Source organism: Acinetobacter sp. S40 (genome assembly GCF_016624705.1).
Lineage (GTDB): Bacteria > Pseudomonadota > Gammaproteobacteria > Pseudomonadales > Moraxellaceae > Acinetobacter.
Window position 1 is genome coordinate 490,918 of sequence record NZ_JACVTU010000002.1, and the last position, 17,759, is coordinate 508,676.

14 protein-coding genes and 1 pseudogene are annotated in these 17,759 nt (G+C 35.5%); 9 read left to right on the top strand and 6 right to left on the bottom strand.

The window, feature by feature from the left end; all coding sequences use genetic code 11:
- Positions 1-178: 178 nt before the first annotated feature.
- Positions 179-1,588: an iron-containing redox enzyme family protein gene (locus IAE19_RS04880; protein ID WP_200459802.1), complete on the bottom strand. Its 1,410-nt coding sequence runs from the start codon at positions 1,586-1,588 to the stop codon at positions 179-181.
- A gap of 266 nt (positions 1,589-1,854) precedes the next feature.
- Between IAE19_RS04880 and IAE19_RS16800 the strand changes: the two genes are divergently transcribed.
- The 4 genes from IAE19_RS16800 to IAE19_RS04900 all read left to right on the top strand — a co-directional run bounded on the left by IAE19_RS16800 (position 1,855) and on the right by IAE19_RS04900 (position 3,872).
- A complete protein-coding gene (locus tag IAE19_RS16800) occupies positions 1,855-2,049 on the top strand; it encodes a CinA family protein (RefSeq protein WP_413784510.1) in 195 nt (64 codons plus the stop codon).
- A gap of 461 nt (positions 2,050-2,510) precedes the next feature.
- Complete coding sequence (locus IAE19_RS04890; RefSeq protein ID WP_200459803.1) at positions 2,511-2,681, top strand: hypothetical protein; 171 nt, start codon at positions 2,511-2,513, stop codon at positions 2,679-2,681.
- Between the two features lie 95 nt (positions 2,682-2,776).
- Positions 2,777-3,097 (top strand): hypothetical protein, encoded by a 321-nt coding sequence (locus tag IAE19_RS04895; protein WP_200459804.1) that lies wholly within the window; start codon positions 2,777-2,779, stop codon positions 3,095-3,097.
- A 97-nt stretch (positions 3,098-3,194) separates the two neighbouring features.
- The gene (locus IAE19_RS04900; RefSeq protein WP_200459805.1) at positions 3,195-3,872 is read left to right on the top strand and encodes a DUF421 domain-containing protein; all 678 of its coding nucleotides are present in this window, start codon (positions 3,195-3,197) and stop codon (positions 3,870-3,872) included.
- 288 nt (positions 3,873-4,160) lie between these two features.
- Here IAE19_RS04900 and IAE19_RS04905 read toward each other — a convergent pair whose 3' ends face one another.
- Positions 4,161-4,406: a hypothetical protein gene (locus IAE19_RS04905; protein ID WP_200459806.1), complete on the bottom strand. Its 246-nt coding sequence runs from the start codon at positions 4,404-4,406 to the stop codon at positions 4,161-4,163.
- Positions 4,407-5,045: 639 nt separating this feature from the next.
- Between IAE19_RS04905 and IAE19_RS04910 the strand changes: the two genes are divergently transcribed.
- The 3 genes from IAE19_RS04910 to IAE19_RS04920 are packed head-to-tail and all read left to right on the top strand — an operon-like array spanning position 5,046 to position 8,498.
- The gene (locus IAE19_RS04910) at positions 5,046-6,665 is read left to right on the top strand and encodes a bifunctional 3-(3-hydroxy-phenyl)propionate/3-hydroxycinnamic acid hydroxylase (protein ID WP_200459807.1); all 1,620 of its coding nucleotides are present in this window, start codon (positions 5,046-5,048) and stop codon (positions 6,663-6,665) included.
- Between the two features lie 13 nt (positions 6,666-6,678).
- Positions 6,679-7,623, top strand: coding sequence for a VOC family protein (locus IAE19_RS04915; protein WP_200459808.1), 945 nt, complete (start codon positions 6,679-6,681; stop codon positions 7,621-7,623).
- A gap of 20 nt (positions 7,624-7,643) precedes the next feature.
- Positions 7,644-8,498, top strand: a complete 855-nt coding sequence (locus tag IAE19_RS04920; protein ID WP_200459809.1) for a fumarylacetoacetate hydrolase family protein — start codon at positions 7,644-7,646, stop codon at positions 8,496-8,498.
- Here IAE19_RS04920 and IAE19_RS04925 read toward each other — a convergent pair.
- Entirely contained in the window at positions 8,495-9,577 is a 1,083-nt protein-coding gene (locus IAE19_RS04925) for an AraC family transcriptional regulator (RefSeq protein WP_200459810.1), read from the bottom strand. The two genes, IAE19_RS04920 and IAE19_RS04925, sit on opposite strands and share 4 nt — an antisense overlap.
- A gap of 475 nt (positions 9,578-10,052) precedes the next feature.
- On the opposite strand from IAE19_RS04925, the gene IAE19_RS04930 reads away from it, so the two are divergent.
- Complete coding sequence (locus IAE19_RS04930; protein WP_200459811.1) at positions 10,053-12,383, top strand: TonB-dependent receptor; 2,331 nt, start codon at positions 10,053-10,055, stop codon at positions 12,381-12,383.
- 299 nt (positions 12,384-12,682) lie between these two features.
- Here the strand turns inward: IAE19_RS04930 and IAE19_RS04935 are convergent, their stop codons facing one another.
- Positions 12,683-13,378 (bottom strand): type 1 glutamine amidotransferase domain-containing protein, encoded by a 696-nt coding sequence (locus IAE19_RS04935; protein WP_200459812.1) that lies wholly within the window; start codon positions 13,376-13,378, stop codon positions 12,683-12,685.
- Between the two features lie 90 nt (positions 13,379-13,468).
- Between IAE19_RS04935 and IAE19_RS04940 the strand changes: the two genes are divergently transcribed.
- Complete coding sequence (locus tag IAE19_RS04940; protein WP_200459813.1) at positions 13,469-13,882, top strand: MerR family transcriptional regulator; 414 nt, start codon at positions 13,469-13,471, stop codon at positions 13,880-13,882.
- A 206-nt stretch (positions 13,883-14,088) separates the two neighbouring features.
- Here IAE19_RS04940 and IAE19_RS04945 read toward each other — a convergent pair.
- Both IAE19_RS04945 and IAE19_RS04950 read right to left on the bottom strand, forming a co-directional pair.
- Positions 14,089-15,326, bottom strand: a pseudogene (locus IAE19_RS04945) (NADH:flavin oxidoreductase/NADH oxidase family protein).
- A gap of 826 nt (positions 15,327-16,152) precedes the next feature.
- Positions 16,153-17,640, bottom strand: a complete 1,488-nt coding sequence (locus IAE19_RS04950; RefSeq protein ID WP_200459814.1) for an aldehyde dehydrogenase family protein — start codon at positions 17,638-17,640, stop codon at positions 16,153-16,155.
- Positions 17,641-17,759: the final 119 nt, after the last annotated feature.

Consider the following 17,759-nt stretch of genomic DNA (forward strand, 5'->3'; position numbering starts at 1 on the left):
ATCCTCTATATGATTCGTCTATTTTTTGCCACCAAGTCCCTCTGATCTAGCCTCTTCCTAAGGTCAGGTTTATCGACATAAATTTCATCTTATTATTTAAAGCCAAAAATATGTACACCAAAGCTCTGTATCAAACGTAAATTACGAGGAAGTATACGATCCACCATCGCACACTTATTCAACGCGCTGGAACCGTTAAATAGGGAAATAAAAGTTCAGCATATTTACGGGTACTCCATAGACCTATGCCTTGATGATGAAATTCAGGAGCCAGAAAAGGCATTAATTTACAAAACTTCAGCTCAAAACGATCTGTCTGGTCAACTTTAGCCTGCAAGTTTTGCAGTTGCTCATCCAGCATATGGCGAAATAGATAATCTTGTAGAGGCTCGACTTTACTCAAATTATTTTTATAAGGTAAGACTTTTGATGCATGTTGTTCTCCCCCCATCCAGTCATGAATAATCTGTCTTTCTGCTGGGGTAAATACGCCATACATTTTTCCCTCTGCATGACTGATCATTCGCCAAAACACACTTTCTTCTGGGTTACAATTCAATTTAATCCATTTTTTTTCTACCAGTTGATCAATAAAACTGCCAATCTCCTGAGGATTTGTCAGCCACTGATTGATAGTTTTACAACCAATCTCTTGCTGGTCGTTATGTACCCATTGCCCCACCAATGCTTTACGTTTGAGGATTGCATGAACTAAGTTTTCTAAATTAAGATTTTTAATGATGTGCACGGAGGATATCCCTTGCTGATTTAGGGCATAACCACGTTTGACCTTTTCCATAAAAGCTTCTTTATCTTTATATTTTTTATAGATATTTTCAAAAACTTTGAAAGATTTATGGGCATGTCCATTGTCTAAATTATCAATGGTAATATGCAAGTTAAAATATTTGGCATCGATACCCAACTCTTTTAGTTCATAATTGGTAATTAAAAGATGTAATGGGAGTTGTTCATAACCAAGATTAAAACCAATAATTTCTGGGATAAATACAGGCGGTGCATACGCTAGAGCCAATTGAATAGCAGGTTGATGATAATATTCATCCTCAAGGAAAAGCTCAAAATCCTCCAGTCCTAGTTTGCGCAATAAATTATCATAGATACATACATGATTAGCTTTGGCTTGACCTAAACCTAATTCTTCCAGATAGATTAAAATCAGATCATGAAAAACAGGATCACTCCAATATTTCATAAGGCTGTATAACCATGACCCATCAACTTTTTTTACAGGGGCCACCTTGATCAGAAATTCAAAAGCCTGCCCCACATTTTTAAAATATTCTCGCTCACTGCCCGCTTTGCGTCGATTTAAATAGTCTTGATAACATTGACCCACAATTTGATTTTCATTTTTATACGATTCTTTAATGTCTTGAGGATGATGAGGTAACGAAATTTTATCGAGCTGAATCTTATCAAGTTCATCATTTAATAGATAAGTTGCTTTTTTCTCTTTTTCTAAGTTAGAAATATCGCTATCCAAAAAGAAAGAGACCAATTCATAATAATTATTATGTTCATCCTGCAATAGATTCCCTAATGTTTTTTTTACAACTACAGGCATTTTCATTCTCCGAATTGAAAATATAAAACTACCTTACGTTACTCCTCCCTTATTACTACCGAAATTTTGTTAAATCAGGTTAATGATGAAACAGAAAAATTTAAAAACCTTTTATCTATCAACTAAATAAAAAAACCTTATCTTACATTTTAATATTTTGAATTACTTATTGAAATAATACGCGTTAAAATAATGAATACGTTAAGAAATATTCTTCTGAGACCTTAATATTTGGACAATTATGTAGGTTACTGGCTCAAAGGAAATTGGCTATTTTCTTTATTGAAAGTGCTTCAGCAGGCTATTTATCTTATCAATTGTTATTAAGTTATTTCTCAGAAAAAATTTTATATGAAAGTCTGGTTTGTTATGATCTTAAAATGAAAGAAAATATATTAAACATTCCACACAGTCTCTTAAAAAGTATAGAGCTGAATCCATTGAAATTACGGAAGAAATGATTAAAAAAGACAAAAAATATTAAAATCTGATATTTATATTACCTATATAGGATTACTTAAATCAGGACGATCAGAAACTAAAGAAAGACCCATTGGAATTTTTTATTACATAAGTTATAAAAATAAACTTTGTCATTTCAAATACATATTTAAATAAAAACCTAAAATTAAATTAAAAAACCATTGAAAAATATATCTAAAAGCATGATTAAAAAATTAATAAATAAGCAAAACACCTTATGTTTATTTATGTTTCTTTTCTATCAAATCATATGACTACTGTTATATTTTTCAACCTCTAAAAACTTTAACTTGTTCAAAGTTCTTAGTTTTCTAAAATCTCTTCTTTACATTTAAACATAATGAAACAGGTTATCACTATTAATTAAAATAAAACATGTTTTAATCAAATCATCTGATTTACTCAGATATTATTTATAACCAAAGTAAGGTGTAGAATCATGAGTAATACCAACAATCAACGTAATGAAGAACGTAATAATCAACGGCAAAAAAATCCTAACCATGACAATCGTCAGCAACAACAGCAAAATGACAACCGTCAACAACAAGGGTCTAACCAAAAAGATGTTAATCAGCAAGGATCTAACCAAAATAATCAGCAAAAGTAATATTTGATTATTTTTTAATTCAAGAATATTTAGGAGAATAAGATTAATATTCTCCTAAATTTTATCCAGAGTAAGAAACTTATTGGAGAATTATAATGGCTAATCAACCGACCACGGATCAAAATGCTCAAGGTTTACAGTTAGACACAGATTCTCATAAACACTGGCGTGAAAATTATCAAACTCGCCCCTATTTTCAGGAAGCGCAACTTGAAACCGAAGATTTAGATTATGACCGAGATTTTTCAAAGGCCTATGAGCTGGGTAGCCGTGCACGTTCAGCGTATAATCGTGATACACGATTTGAAGAAGTCGAAGGTAATCTGAAAGAGTCTTGGGAAGAACTTAAAGCTGAGTCAAGATTGAAATGGGAACATGCCAAGCAAGCCATGAAAGATGCATGGGATAAAATATAAAACCTGTGATCCTATAAAATGAGCTTATTTAAAACATAAGCTCATTTTTTTTGCGTAGAATATTATCAACTATTTATTATAAGAACGAGTATCCCTGATGGATCTAATCGATATTTTTCTCCATGACACAACTTGGGGTCTTGTTGTGGAAATCATCATTCGATGTTGTGTCATGTTCCTTCTTATTCTGATTTTTTTAAAGCTTTCTGGAAAAAGGGGGATTAGACAGCTCTCTATTTTCGAGATTGCAATTATTCTTAGTCTTGGAAGCGCAGCGGGCGACCCGATGTTTATTGATGATGCACCGATTGCTCAAGCTTTTGTGGTCATGTGTACCATTATTATTCTATACCGGCTTGTAACTTGGGCCATGATGAAAAGTAAAAAAATTGAGATTTTTTTGGAAGGTAAGCCTTTATGTATTGTAGAAAACGGTCTAATGGTGACCCAGGATATGCGCAAAGAAAAATATTCCCATGATGAATTCTTTGCTGAAATGCGTCAGCAAAGTGTAGAACATCTGGGGCAAATTAAAGTGGCTCTATTGGAGACTGACGGGTGTCTAAGTATTTTGTTTTATGGCAAAGATGAAACAAAATGGGGGCTGCCGATATTTCCCAATCACTATAAAAAGTCAAAAAATTTGGATAGCGATGTTTTTTATTCGTGTATGTATTGCGGAATGACACAACGTTTAATCCATTTAGATCATGAATGTCCTCGATGTAAAGGTAAAGACTGGGCAGAATCATTAAATACGGCACATATAAATTAATAGATACTAACGCTATAGAGTTTCTTAATTATTTTTAAATATTTAAACCATAATTTGTTAACTCCTATTATATGGAGTTGGCGATAACTTTTACATCTATTCGGGGGGCTGATTGTAATCATTTAAAATACGAGTTAAATAATACAAAAAATTTTACAATATCGGAAAAATATTATAAATTCTTTTTCCTTATTTTTTTAATCGGCACTCCCTCTGTTAAAAAGAAGACAAAAGTAATGCTAACTTTTGTCTTCTTTTTAAAGGCACTTAAATATAAGATATTTGAGCTTAAGGATTGGATTGAGCATGTCCAGTCTGGGCACTCGATGTACCCTGTTCAATCGCTACAGGAGCTGAAGTTTCTCGTAGGTCATCATGTATTTGGTTAGCTGGAGTTACAGGTTCTGCCTCCATAGAATGAGGAGTGGTTGTCTCACCTTGAGTTACGGGATCATTCGTATCTTGCTTTTTTTCACAGCCTGCCAGCATAAAAACAAAACTTAATGCTAAGCTGCTTGCCAATAATTTTTTCATTTCCTTTACCTCATGCTTAGTTGAATAAGTCACTTAAATAAATCTCAATGACTTGTATTATTTATTTCTATGAATTATTTATATATTCATATTCTCATATAAAATACATAAACCAATAAAGTACTTTCCCACTTCAACACAAAAAATCCGATAAAGAAATTGTATTAACTTTATTTTAAGTATTTTTATGTAAACTATTCTCTATATTTTCTTTTAAGATAAAACGCAATACAGATAAAGCATTAACCATAAAAAATAAATCAAAACATTAACCACTACCCTTTAAAACAAAACATCCAGATACAAATAATCTCCTTCAATGCATTCATTAAATTTTACTTTTACTTATAATTCAAAAAACTTATTTTAAATATTGATTTAATTTTCAAAAATAAGTAGTGTACAGATCAATTAAATATTAATAACCCTATAGTTTCAAAATTTATTTTTATTTAAAAAAAATGAAAACTTCCGAAAATGATAATTATTTTTCCGAAAATGAGATTATATAGGAAGATGCTCTGGTGATATTTTAATTCTAGCTAGACAGGTAAAGCTCTAAATAAAATTTGGATAAGAACATTATTTAGAAATTACTAGCAAAGATAAGGGTTTATGATATTTCAAGGAGTTAGAGAAATGAATAAAAATCCAACCAAGACAGATTTCGATGTTATTCAAATAGGTTATGGCCCTGTTAGTAAAGTTTCAGCTTTATTATTAGAGAAATTAGGCTGGAGTGTCGGAATATTTGAACGATGGGGCGAGGTCTATCCTTTACCAAGAGCAGTATGTATTGATCATGAAATCTATAGAATGCTGCATGCCGCAGGCTTGGGAAAGATTGTAAATCAGGTTACTCAACCCGCTCCAGCTTATCGTTGGTTTAACAAGGACTGGAAAGAACTGTTAAAAATAGACTGGCCACAGGGTTCTGTTTCGGGCACATGTGAAGTTAGATTTATTCATCAGCCCTCTTTTGAAAAAGAACTCGACCTTGAAGTTAGAAACAGAAACCAAATCCATGTCTATTTTGAACATGAATGTATACAAATTCAGCAATTTTCAGATCATGTTTTGGTTGAAGTAAAAGATATCATCAGTGGTGAAACTAAGACATATTCAGCTAAATATCTTCTCGGTGTGGATGGTGCAAATAGTTTGGTTCGAGAATCACAAAATATCTCGCGTACCGATCTAGGATTTGAAGCTGATTGGCTTGTGGTTGATTACACGCTCAATGAAAATCTTACAGCGAAAGACTTAGGTCTGGTGGAATGTGGTCAATATTGCAACCCTGAACGCCCAACGACAATTGTACCTGGCGGAACAATAGATGGTCGAGAAAATAGACGCTGGGAATTTATGCGTTTACCTCATGAAACTAGAGAGGAAATGCTTCAGGAAGATAAAGTTCATGCTTTATTAGGTAACTGGATTAAACCTGAACAAGGCCATCTGGTACGTCATGCATTATATACGTTCCGTTCTCTTATTACCGATATATGGGTGAATGAACGTATTATTCTTGCAGGAGATGCTGCACACGTTATGCCTCCATTTATGGGGCAAGGAATGTGTGCGGGACTGCGTGATGTATGGAATCTAAGTTGGAAATTACACAAAGTTTTGAGTCATCAAGCGGCTCCTGAATTTCTAAAAACGTATGAGCTTGAACGTAAACCTCATGTTACAGAAGTGATTAAACTCTCGATGTTTCTCGGTAGCATTATTTGTATGCCTGATCAGGATCAAGCTCAAAAACGAGATGCAGCCTTTCTCTCAGATCATCCTCCACAGCTTCAACCGTTTCCACACCTCACTTCTGGTCTATTAGCTCAAGATGATCAGGGTAAGCCATTATATGGTGCAGGAATGCTTTCTCCACATGGCATGGTTCGCTTTCAACGTAGAACGGGCAGATTGGACCGCTTCACGGATTGCAATAAATTTAAACTGTTGATCGATCAGTCTATCGATCTAACTGGATTTGATGCTTATCTTACTTCATTGATTCAACAATTAGATATTCAAATCATCCCTGTTGCCCCAAAAGAACATGCTTTAGATCATCAATTTACCGATACCCAAGGGCAGATCTTATCTTTCATGAATTCGCTATCAGTACATGCGCTCCTAGTTCGACCAGATCACTATGTTTTTGGGACAGCTAAAAATAAGCAAGAATTGAGTTGCATTCTCTCGCAACTCAAAGAGCAAATTGCACAATTTGATTGTCAATTGGAACTGATTGCTTGAAAGGAGAATTGCGATGACAGATATATTTATTAAACATGTCGCCCTGAATATCCCTGAACAGGATGTTGAATTGGCCAAGGCATTTTATCAGGATTTTGGATTACGAATTTCTCATGAAGCAGCAAATCGCATCAATATTTACTGCGATGGTGTTGATCATCCCAGTATTGTGCTCTTGATAGGTCATCAAGATAAGGCTTTAGATCATCTAGAAATAGGTGTGAGCAATCGCAAGATGCAAAAAATTAAAGCACGATTAGATCAACATCACATCGAGAGCCATATTCAATTTGGACAGTCCGAAATAGGAATCTGGTTTTCTGATCCTCAGGGTATTTTATTTCATGTTATAGAAGCGGAAGACAGCTATAAAGAAATTGCTGTTAATCCCTTTATGATTAATGCGCCAGGACATAAAAATCGTATTAATCAGGGTGCTTTACCCCCTAAATCGACATTGCCAGCAATTCGACCACGGCGCATGGGACACGTTTTGTTATTTACACCTGATGTGAATGCCTCACTCAAATTTTTAGAACAAATATTTGAAATGCGTTTATCAGATCGTTCAGGAAATGGGGTAGTTTTCACTCATTGCGCCGAAGGCAGTGAACATCATGTCATTGCGTTTGCTAAATCCAGCCATATCGGATTTCATCATGCGAGCTTTTTAGTGAGTTCTCCTGATGAAGTCGGATTAGGTGGACAACGTATGCAGGAAAAAGGACATCAAAAAGGCTGGGGATTTGGCCGGCATTCTATCGGATCAAACTTCTTTTATTATGTGGCAGATCCATGGGGAAGCTATGTGGAGTATTACGCAGACATGGATTACATCCAAAATAGTAATGAATGGCGAGCTAAAAATTGGCCTCAGGAAGATGCTTTACATTCATGGGGTCCTCAACCGCCTCACGACTTTACTCACAACTATGAACCAAATCATTTACGCGCCTAATATTTAAAAGGAATTATGCTATGAAACTTGCAAAATTTAGTATCGATAACACCATTTCATTTGGTTTAGTAACCCAAGATGGAATTATTGATTTTAAGAAAATTAATCTGCCCTACTCTGATTTAGAAAGTTTAATCTGGACTGGAAATGATGCTTTGGCTTTTGTTCAGCAATTATGTACTGGCGTTAGTGCGCATTATTCACTTTCAGATGTTACATTTTTAGCACCAATTTCTCGTCCTGGAAAATTTCTGGCAATTGGTATGAATTATAAAAAGCATCAGGAAGAAGCGGACAAGCTAGGCGTAGAAAAACGCAGTCATCAAACATGGTTTAACAAACAAATAACCTGTATTAATGATCCTTTTGGTGATATTCATCCTGGCGTAACTGAAAAATTAGACTATGAAGTCGAGTTAGGAATTATTATTGGTAAAAAATCTAAATATCTAACAACAGAAAATGTACGTGATTCCATTTTTGGTTATGTCGTTGTGAATGACGTTTCTGCTCGTGATTGGCAATTCCACACTCCAACGTTTACCATGGGTAAATCATTTGACACACATGGTCCAATTGGCCCGTGGATCGTAACTGCAGATGAAATCGAGGATCCACAAAATCTGGAATTACGCTGTTATGTGAATGGTGAATTACGTCAGGAAAACAACACGTCTGAAATGATACACAACATCAATGATCAACTCATTTATTTATCTAATGCGTTTACGCTTGAACCCTGCGATATTATTGCGACAGGAACACCCGAAGGTGTGGGTGTTGCCATGGAACCACCAGTCTTTTTAAAAGAGGGTGATCTTGTTACCTGTGAAATCGAACACATTGGAAGTATCAGAAATAAAGTCACACGTTAAGGTTGTTCGCAGTAGTTGTCGTTTAACCACAACTGCTGCCTAAATTTTTCAGGTGTAATCTGATTATTTTTCAAAAAAGCTCGATAAAAATTTTGCACATGACCATAGCCTAAAGAGAAAGAAATTTGTTGAATAGATAAACTACTTTCTTTTAAATATCTGCATGCTAATTCATTTCTTACTTCATTTAAAATCTCGCGATAAGATGTCCCCTGCTTCGATAAATGTATGCGTAAATTACGATCAGACATATGTAACTGATCAGCAATATTTTCAACAGTCGGAAGCTGATTAAAATTACTGGTTAATAAAATATGTTTAAGTTGGTTAGATATCGAGTTTTTTGTTTTAATACTATTTAAAATAGTTTCTACCTTATTTTCACATAATGAAAAAATAAAAGGATTTCCTGTATTTAACCTGAGTGATAACCATGAAGCAGGCACACATAATTGCATAAAGGGTTGATCAAATAGAATTTCACCCAAAAAGTAATGAACATAATCATTATTATATGCAGGTGCTGGATAATTACATTTTAATATGCATTCACTCCAATCAATATTTTCTGGTAGTTGAGTTTGCATGAGTGAAATACCACAAGTGACAACCTGTTCCATTAAAATAATATAAAGTTCTTGAGAAAGTGGGGATTGAGCATTATACGTAATGACTAATTGATCGTTCTCTATACAATGGCTAATGCTCAATGACTCATAAATGGTATCAAAAATTTTATTTGCAATTTCAGTGAATTGCGTATAATTCTCACTCGACATTAAGGCATAGCCATAAATTCCAAAATTCCGTACAGTTTTCATGGCACCTAAGCGTAGCCCCAATCCGGGTAAAGATAATTTTTTATTGCTACGAACCAGAAAATCCAGATATTGTTGAAATGTAAATCGTACTGTTTGTTGCTCAATATCATTTAATGAAAAAGATAATTCTTTAAAAAAATGCTCAAGTTCATTTTGATCAAGGTTTTTTTTTAATAATGAAGTCAAATCAGAAAAATAGCTATTTAAAATCTTTTGCTTTTCTTGTTCAAACTCATTAATTAGACTGACTCTTTCCATATCTACTCATACTGTATAACTACAGGGATAATCATCAAATTGAAAAATTACAACAAATTATGGATAGAAATTTTATATAAATTAACACCAAAACTCTAGATATATAACTCTCTTTTAATTGGATTTTGATAGTTTAATGAAAAACATGAACTATTGTAACGATAATCTTCATTTAGAAGTATAAATATCTGTTTATTTTCAAAGAAATCATTTTTTATTGGCATACTCTTGCATGATTAAAGGAAAGTAGCTTTCAATTAAAATATGATCAAGATATGAAAGGTATAGCGTGTCTGTATCTTTTTATCTACGCTCAAGATTATAGCCGTTAAAACATGAGGTTTTGACTGACTTGTCCGCATGACTGCTGACGTGATTTTAATTTACAAATTAAACGCTATATTTTCAAAGCATATCAATTGACCCACAATATGTTACGTTATAACATACCAATAATAACATATGGGGTGCTTTGATGTTCTATCGTTTTATTACTTTATCTTTTTTAGCCAGTATCCACTCTAGCCATGCTGCAGATGATTTGTCTGAACTGACTAATCTTCCAATCATTCATAGTGAAGCAGAACATTCTTCAACGGTGGATAGCATCGCAGTAGTCAAAAACACACAGGCACAAAACAAAACTTTAGGAGATATGCTCAAACAGATTTCTGGCGTACAAAGCAGCTCATTTGGGCCTAACGCTGGCGCGCCTGTGATTAGAAGTTTAACAGGCAGCCGCGTTCAAATTTTAGAAGATGGACAAAGTATTCTGGGCATGAATGCGTTGAGTGGTGATATTAATATTCCTTTTGATCCCTTATTTATTCGTTCTGTTACGGTAAATAAATCTTCAGATAGTGTGCGCTATGGTGGGCACGGTATTGGCGGAAGTGTGGATGTCGATACAGGAACAATTTCACGAAAAATGGAAGATAAGAGCCATGAAATTGAAATCACCGCACGTAAAGGATTTAATGATGTTGATGCTCGAGGTATTCGCTTAAACGTTAATAACCAAAGTAATCTATCAACCAATTTACTTTTCTCCTCACAACGTATTTCTTCTTATAAAATCCCAGGGAATAGCAAGGCTGATGCTTGTAACAATCAAGTATTTATAAACAATGGCGGTATCAATAGTTCCCTTGCCGACTCTTGTCAGAAAGAAGTTCGTATAAATGAACTCTATAATAAAGCATCACAGCCTTATATTGATCAATTTATGACGGAAAATCCTGATTGGGCGGATGGTCAGTTTTCTTTTTATACGGATAATCCTGTCTCAGTCTGGTCTGGCAAAGAATATCATAACCCTGTAAATCCAGACTATGTTCCAGGTACAACTGCCTTTACTCAACAAAAAATTAACAAAGATATTACACCTGACTATAAACATAAACTGGGCAATAGTTATCTAGAAAATCAACATTTTGCGATTGGAAGTACCTATTTTTTTGATCAAGGTTATGTGGCTGCAAGCCTTGACTCTAAGGATAGTCAATATGGTGTACCGGGATTTTCTATGGAAAATAAATCCTTTTATTCAAATGATGAAGGACTACCCGTTGGCGTCAAGACCAAGCAAACCCGTTATACACTCGAAGGAAAATTATTAAAACCTCTCTCTGTATTGGAAAATGTAGAGGTTCATCTTGCACAAGTGAACAATAAATCAGGTGAATATCTTGGAGCATCCAATGCCAATGATTATAAATTCGATACAAAGCAGGCAGAATTATTACTTTCGCAGCGTCGTATAGGTCCATTAAGCGGACTGATCGGCTTAAATTATCAGCGCAGAGATGTGAAAGGTTCAGGTTCACAGCGTTATTTACCTGACGTAAATACTCAAACCGACGCTGTTTTTATTCAGCAAAAATTAGATTTCAACTGGATTTCCTTTAATGCGGGTTACCGCCATGAACAAGTGGATCACCATATCCAAAATGATCAATTTATACGCTCAAGAAATTCAGCTAATAGCACTCTTCAAGATCAGTCATTTCATCTAAACAATTATAGTGTGGGATCTTATATTAAACTTGGTTCATTATTTGGCACTAAAGTTAAATATTCAGTGTCTGAACGGGCACCAGAAATTAACGAGTTATACGCCAGCAATCCTCATTATTCAATCATGACCCAAGAAGAAGGTAACCAAAACCTTAACCCTGAGCAAAACAAAAGTCTTGAATTAACAGGATTATTTCAATACGCAGGTTTTGATCTAGCTGCAACGGTATATCAAATGAAATTTGATAACTATTTATATCTCGGACATTCAGGCATGCAAGTCCAAAATCGCTTACCCCTTAAGTATTGGAAACAAACCGATACCTCTGTGAAGGGTTTTGAGCTCGATTTATCCCAAAAAATTGACTTAAAACAATATGGACAATTTAAAGTATCGGCACTGGCTGATCTCGTTAAAAATGAGGCCACTAATCCTGATTCACTACGCTCGCACAATGACGGCGTCTATCTGCCAAGTATGCCAACTAACCGTTATGGAGCCAGTTTGTCATGGGAGAACCAAAGCTGGTTTGCCAAACTTTCCAGTATGTATTATGACAAACCTCGCTACCTTGGAAAAAATGTTTTGGAAGAAGTCCCTTTATCTGGCTACAATCTAGTTGAAATGGAAATCCGCAAAACGCTCAATCTTAAAAATGCAGACGTTGACATATTTTTAAATGGCACGAATTTGCTCAATCAAGAGGCTCGTCCACAAAACTCGCCATTAAAATATATTGCCCCATTGCCTGGTCGAGGGTTCCAACTCGGTGTTAGCATGCGAATTTAGCAATTAAACCGTCAAAATTTAAAATATCCCCGTGCTATGTTCATTCAATGCCAAAAGATCATTTATTTTTGGTCTTGAATGACTCCGAACACATGATCAGCACGGGATATATTTAAAATATTTGCTTGCCGTATTCAGTAATGAGGATCATTAAAAGCGCTCATAATTTAGTTTCTAAACCTATGTATATATCGCCTTTTTTAGTTTTTATATATCGAATGACCTCGTGCTATAAAATCCCAATATAGCGCTATTAGTAGAATTCATTGGGGACTTTATATTCCTCAAAGTCCATCCAATCAGCTATTTTCTTCTAAGGCCGCAACAATTGTTTTAGCAGTAACACGTGCAGAAAAAGGGTTTTGTCCAGTTATTAAATGTCCGTCTTGTACAACATTGGGTGTGAAAGGAATGAACGTTCTTTGATAATTTGCGCCTCTTTCTTTTGCTAATTTTTCTGCATTATAAGGAACTTTCTTGGCAACTCCTGCCAATACTTCTTCACACCATGCAAAGCCAGTCAATTTTTTGCCTTGAATCAGATATTTATTATTTGAAAGTCGCACATTCAATAAACCGCAATAACCGTGACATACACTTGAAACAATACCACCTTTTTCATAAATATTTTTAGTGATTTCCTGAAGATCAGGATTATCCAAAAAATCCCACATTACCCCATGCCCACCCGTGTAATAAATCACGTCATAATCTTGCCAATTAATCTCAGATGGTTTCTTGGTATTTTCAAGCAATTTCATAAAGCTTGGATCATTTTTACGTTTCAATACCGACTTATCAGCGACAAAGCGCCCTAATGATTTAGGTTCGATGGGAGAACGACCACCCAATGGACTGACAATATCTTGAATATAATCGTGCTTTTCAAATTCATCATAAGCATGAGTAAGTTCTCCCAACCACAATCCAGTTGGGTACTTTAAACCCTTATATTTATCTATATTAGTGACAATGTGTAAAATTCGTTTCGTCATAACTGCCTCTGTTTTTTCAATTTTATTAATATTGCTTTTGATACACTATAAGTCTAAAGTTAGCTTTAATGTCAAGAGTAATTAAGTGAAATGAATATTAGCGAGCTATCTAAAAAGAGTGGATTGAGCACTCCTGCAATTCGTTATTATGAACAAATTAAGTTACTTCCAAAGGCAAAGCGCAAAGCAAATGGCTATAGAGAATATAGTGAAGATGACCTGAAGCAATTATTTTTGATTCAACAAGCTCAGCAAGTTGGTTTTTCTTTGAATGAAATCAAAGTCTTCCTTCCTTCTAATGTTATAAATTGGGATCATGATATTTTAATTGGTTTACTAGAAAGTAAAATTCAGGATATACAGGATTTAGAACAAAAGTTATCGATCAGTAAAAATAATCTACGTAGCATGATCAATGCCATTAATAACAAACCCGACGAAATGACGTGTGAAGAAAATGCCCAACGTTTGCTCAATCTTTATTACACAAATAACAAAGGTTAAGTTTTGTATTTATTGCTGAATGATAAAAAATATAAACCTTAAATCTTAGCATTTAGTTAAATGAGTTATTTCAGCTTGCCTTTATTATGGACAACTAAAGTTACTTTAAGCCACAAGCAAACAGCTTCACGGGCGTTTAATTTACCCGCATAGCCATTTGTACCACATAGTATGCAATGTGCTTTTATTGCATTTATTCCCATTCATTAAGATGAAAATGCCCCATTACGCATACGACTTTTATATTGACGAGTACGACGAGCCATCGTGACTTGCTGTAGTATCAATGCCTACAATGGAGAGATTCTAGGATTTGTTTTTTTACCGAGACTCAGTTTTCGTAGCTGGAATTTAACTGTCGCCATATTTGCGAGTGAAGCTAGGGTTTTATTTTTCCAATGGATGGGGTTTAACTCAGGCGAAACATTTTTTCCTTGTTTCCATTTATTGGGTAAATTCGGGTCAAGCGCTAATGCAGTCGCAATTCCAACCATATCTACACCACTTTCAACGACTTTTTCAGCAATTTGTTTACGACGAATGCCGCCTGTTACCATCACGGCATGTTTGAAACTTTGCGAATCTCTTGAGCAAACTCCAGAAAATAGGCCTCTCGTGCTAAAGTACGGCCATCTCTTGCTTGTCCTTGCATCGCTGGTGCTTCGTGACTTCCTCCCGAAAGTTCGATCAAATCAACAGATAATTCATTTAGCATGCACACCACTTGTTGTGCGTCTTCAACACTAAAACCGCCTCGTTGAAAATCAGCAGAATTAAGTTTAACGGCAACAGTAAAGCTTGGCGAAACCACAGCACGAACAGCATTGACAATTTCAATTAAAATACGTGCCCGATTTTGTAATGAGCCACCCCATTGATCCTGACGTTTATTGCTTAAAGGTGAAAGAAATTGGCTTAATAGATAACCATGTGCTGCATGAATTTCAACCCCTGTAAAGCCCGCTTTTTCGCCTAAACGCGCAGTGTTGGCAAAACGTTGAATAACTTCATCAATCATATCTTGAGTCATTTCAACTGGAATATTAAAGCGATCTGACATTTTGCCTAAATCAAGACCCATAGCTGAGGGCGCCCAAGTTTCCTGACCCAAGTTTGATTGCATTTGACGACCAGGATGGTTGATCTGCAACCACACTTGCGCACCTTTGGAACGCGCAATTTGTGCCCAACGTTTGAAAATATCTAAATGCTTTTCATCTTCGAGTACCACTCCGCCTGGCCCTGTCATGGCACGACGATCAACCATGACATTTCCTGTAATAATTAAGCCAGCGCCGCCCTCTGCCCATGCCTGATATAAACGCATAAGTTCCTCTGATGGCGCTTGCTCTAAATCTGCCATGTTTTCTTCCATCGCAGCTTTAGCAATACGGTTTTGAATTTGGGAGCCATTTGGTAAAACTAATTTTTTAAATACGTCCATTGCGGTGTCCACTTTTGAGTATGGTTACACTGTAAGATTAAAGTAAACTTCAATGTCAACACTTTTATTTATTATTCAATTCATTTGTCTTTTCTAACTCATTCTCTAATTTAAATATAGATCACATGGTTATTATGTAGTGGGATTACCTGTTTTATTTAATGCTACAGCATTACTGGATATGATCGGATGGAAAACTATGAATATCGCGCTTATTCCTTGGTTAATCATTACAACCTTGTCTTTAGTATGGCTGCATGCAAAAAATCAAGTGATCAAAAAAAGAGAGTTTAAAACTCTCTTTTGAGACACTAAAATCTAAATATTTATTTCAAATCTTTTGTATTTTTAAATTTAAGGCCTGAACGACTGCTACAATCTCTTTTGAATCCCCGACACCTGATTCAGATTATTTTGCTACTGCCATGGTCTCGGTTTGATTGGTTTGGTCGGATTATCGCATAGTGGTGTTGTTTCTTAAGATTAAATCCACATAATATGGCTGTAATTAATCGACAATGACCCCATTGTACTCTTAATCGGGTCAGTACATAGCAGTAGATTTTGACCATTGTTATAGAGAAAATAATGCCTTAGATTGGTGCATCCAAAAGAAGTATATAATTTCTTATTTAAAGAGGTAGATCAAATCTCAGCCCACCCTCATCTGGCATCAAACTAAACTATGTTTTCTTTTCCCAATTAAATATTTATTTTCAATTTTATGAAATCTGAGCTACAGAATATTAGAGTGCTCTTATTAGGATATTATTCCTAACAAGAATATCCCCATAATTCAACTAAACAATTAAATATAAAACATATTTTAATAACGAATCATCACAGATTTCAATTCTGTATAGTCTTCGATAAAAGTATCAGAAAATTCACGACCAATGCCCGAAGCTTTAATTCCACCAAAAGGTACGCAAGGGTCCAGAAAAGTATGCATATTAATCCAGATTGAACCTGCTTCAATTTGTGGGACGAGACGCAATGCTTTGGATAAATCATTGGTCCAGAGGCTGGCAGTTAAACCAAAACGAGAATGATTGATCATTGAAATCAGCTCTTCATCATTTTCAAAAGCAATGACATCTACTACGGGGCCAAAAGTTTCTTCAATAAATAAGGGATCATCCACACCCTGCACTTTTAACAACGTCGGTTCAACAAAATAACCCATTTTTGATATAGCGTTACCGCCACAAATGATTTGATTATTTTGATGGGCAAGATCAAGATAATGTTTGACCTTATCAAAATGGGGCTTATTTGAGAGTGGGCCAAACATACTGGATTCATCCAATGGCGAACCAATTTTTAATTGTTGGATGGCACTCGTCATCTTTTCCACCAATTCATCATACTTAGACTGGTGAACAAAGAAACGTTCTGGTGCTGCACACACTTGTCCCTGATGAACAAAGGTCGCTTGCAACAAAATAGGCAAAATTTCATCAAGATGAGCATCAGCCAAAATTGCTGCGGCATTTTTACCTCCCAGTTCTAAGCTAACGCGGGTTAAGTCATTCTTCATCGCTTGTTGACCAATCGCGATGCCCGTAGGGACCGAACCCGTAAAAGAGACTTTTTTCACTAAGGGTGAATGAATCAAATGCTGCCCAGCATCACCGTTACCCGTGATCACATTAATCACACCAGCTGGAATCCCTGCTTCAATAGCAAGTTCAGCCAAACGTAACAAGGAAAGCGTGGTGAACTCACTCGGTTTGAGCACAATCGTACAACCTGTGGTTAATGCCGAACCAATTTTCCAGCACCCGATCATTAAGGAGAAATTCCACGGTACAATACCGGCTACCACACCTACAGGTTGACGTAAGGTATAAGCAGCATATTTTTCTCCATTCATAGAGGGAATCGACGGCTGCATAGTCTGGCCATTAATCTTTGTAGCCCAACCTGCAAAATACCTTAAGAACACCACCGTTTGTGTAACTTCCAAGTGTCGAGACAAATTAATCAGTTTACCTGTAGTCAACGTCTCTAACTGTGCCAGTTCCTCAGCGTGTTGTTCAATCAGATCGGCCAATTTATTGAGTTTTAGACCACGCTCATAAGGAGAAGTATTAGCCCAAGTATTGGTAAAAGCCTCGTGCGCGCTTTGAACGGCCTTTTCAACTTCTTTTTCAGTCGCAACGGCAATCGTTGAAATGACTTGTTCAGTAGCAGGGTTGATAAGCTCAATTCGTTCCTGCATTTCTGGTATTGTCGTTTTTCCATCAATAAAATGACCATGCTGACGTGCCATAAATTGCTGTACACTTGCTAAAATCTGTACTTCACTCATTTTATTTTCCTCTTTTTGATTTTTGAAATCCTGTCATAACAGCAACTATTTCTCTGATTTCATCCTTACTTCATATCTCTGACTACACATTTGATAAAACACTGTTTATCGCTATCCGA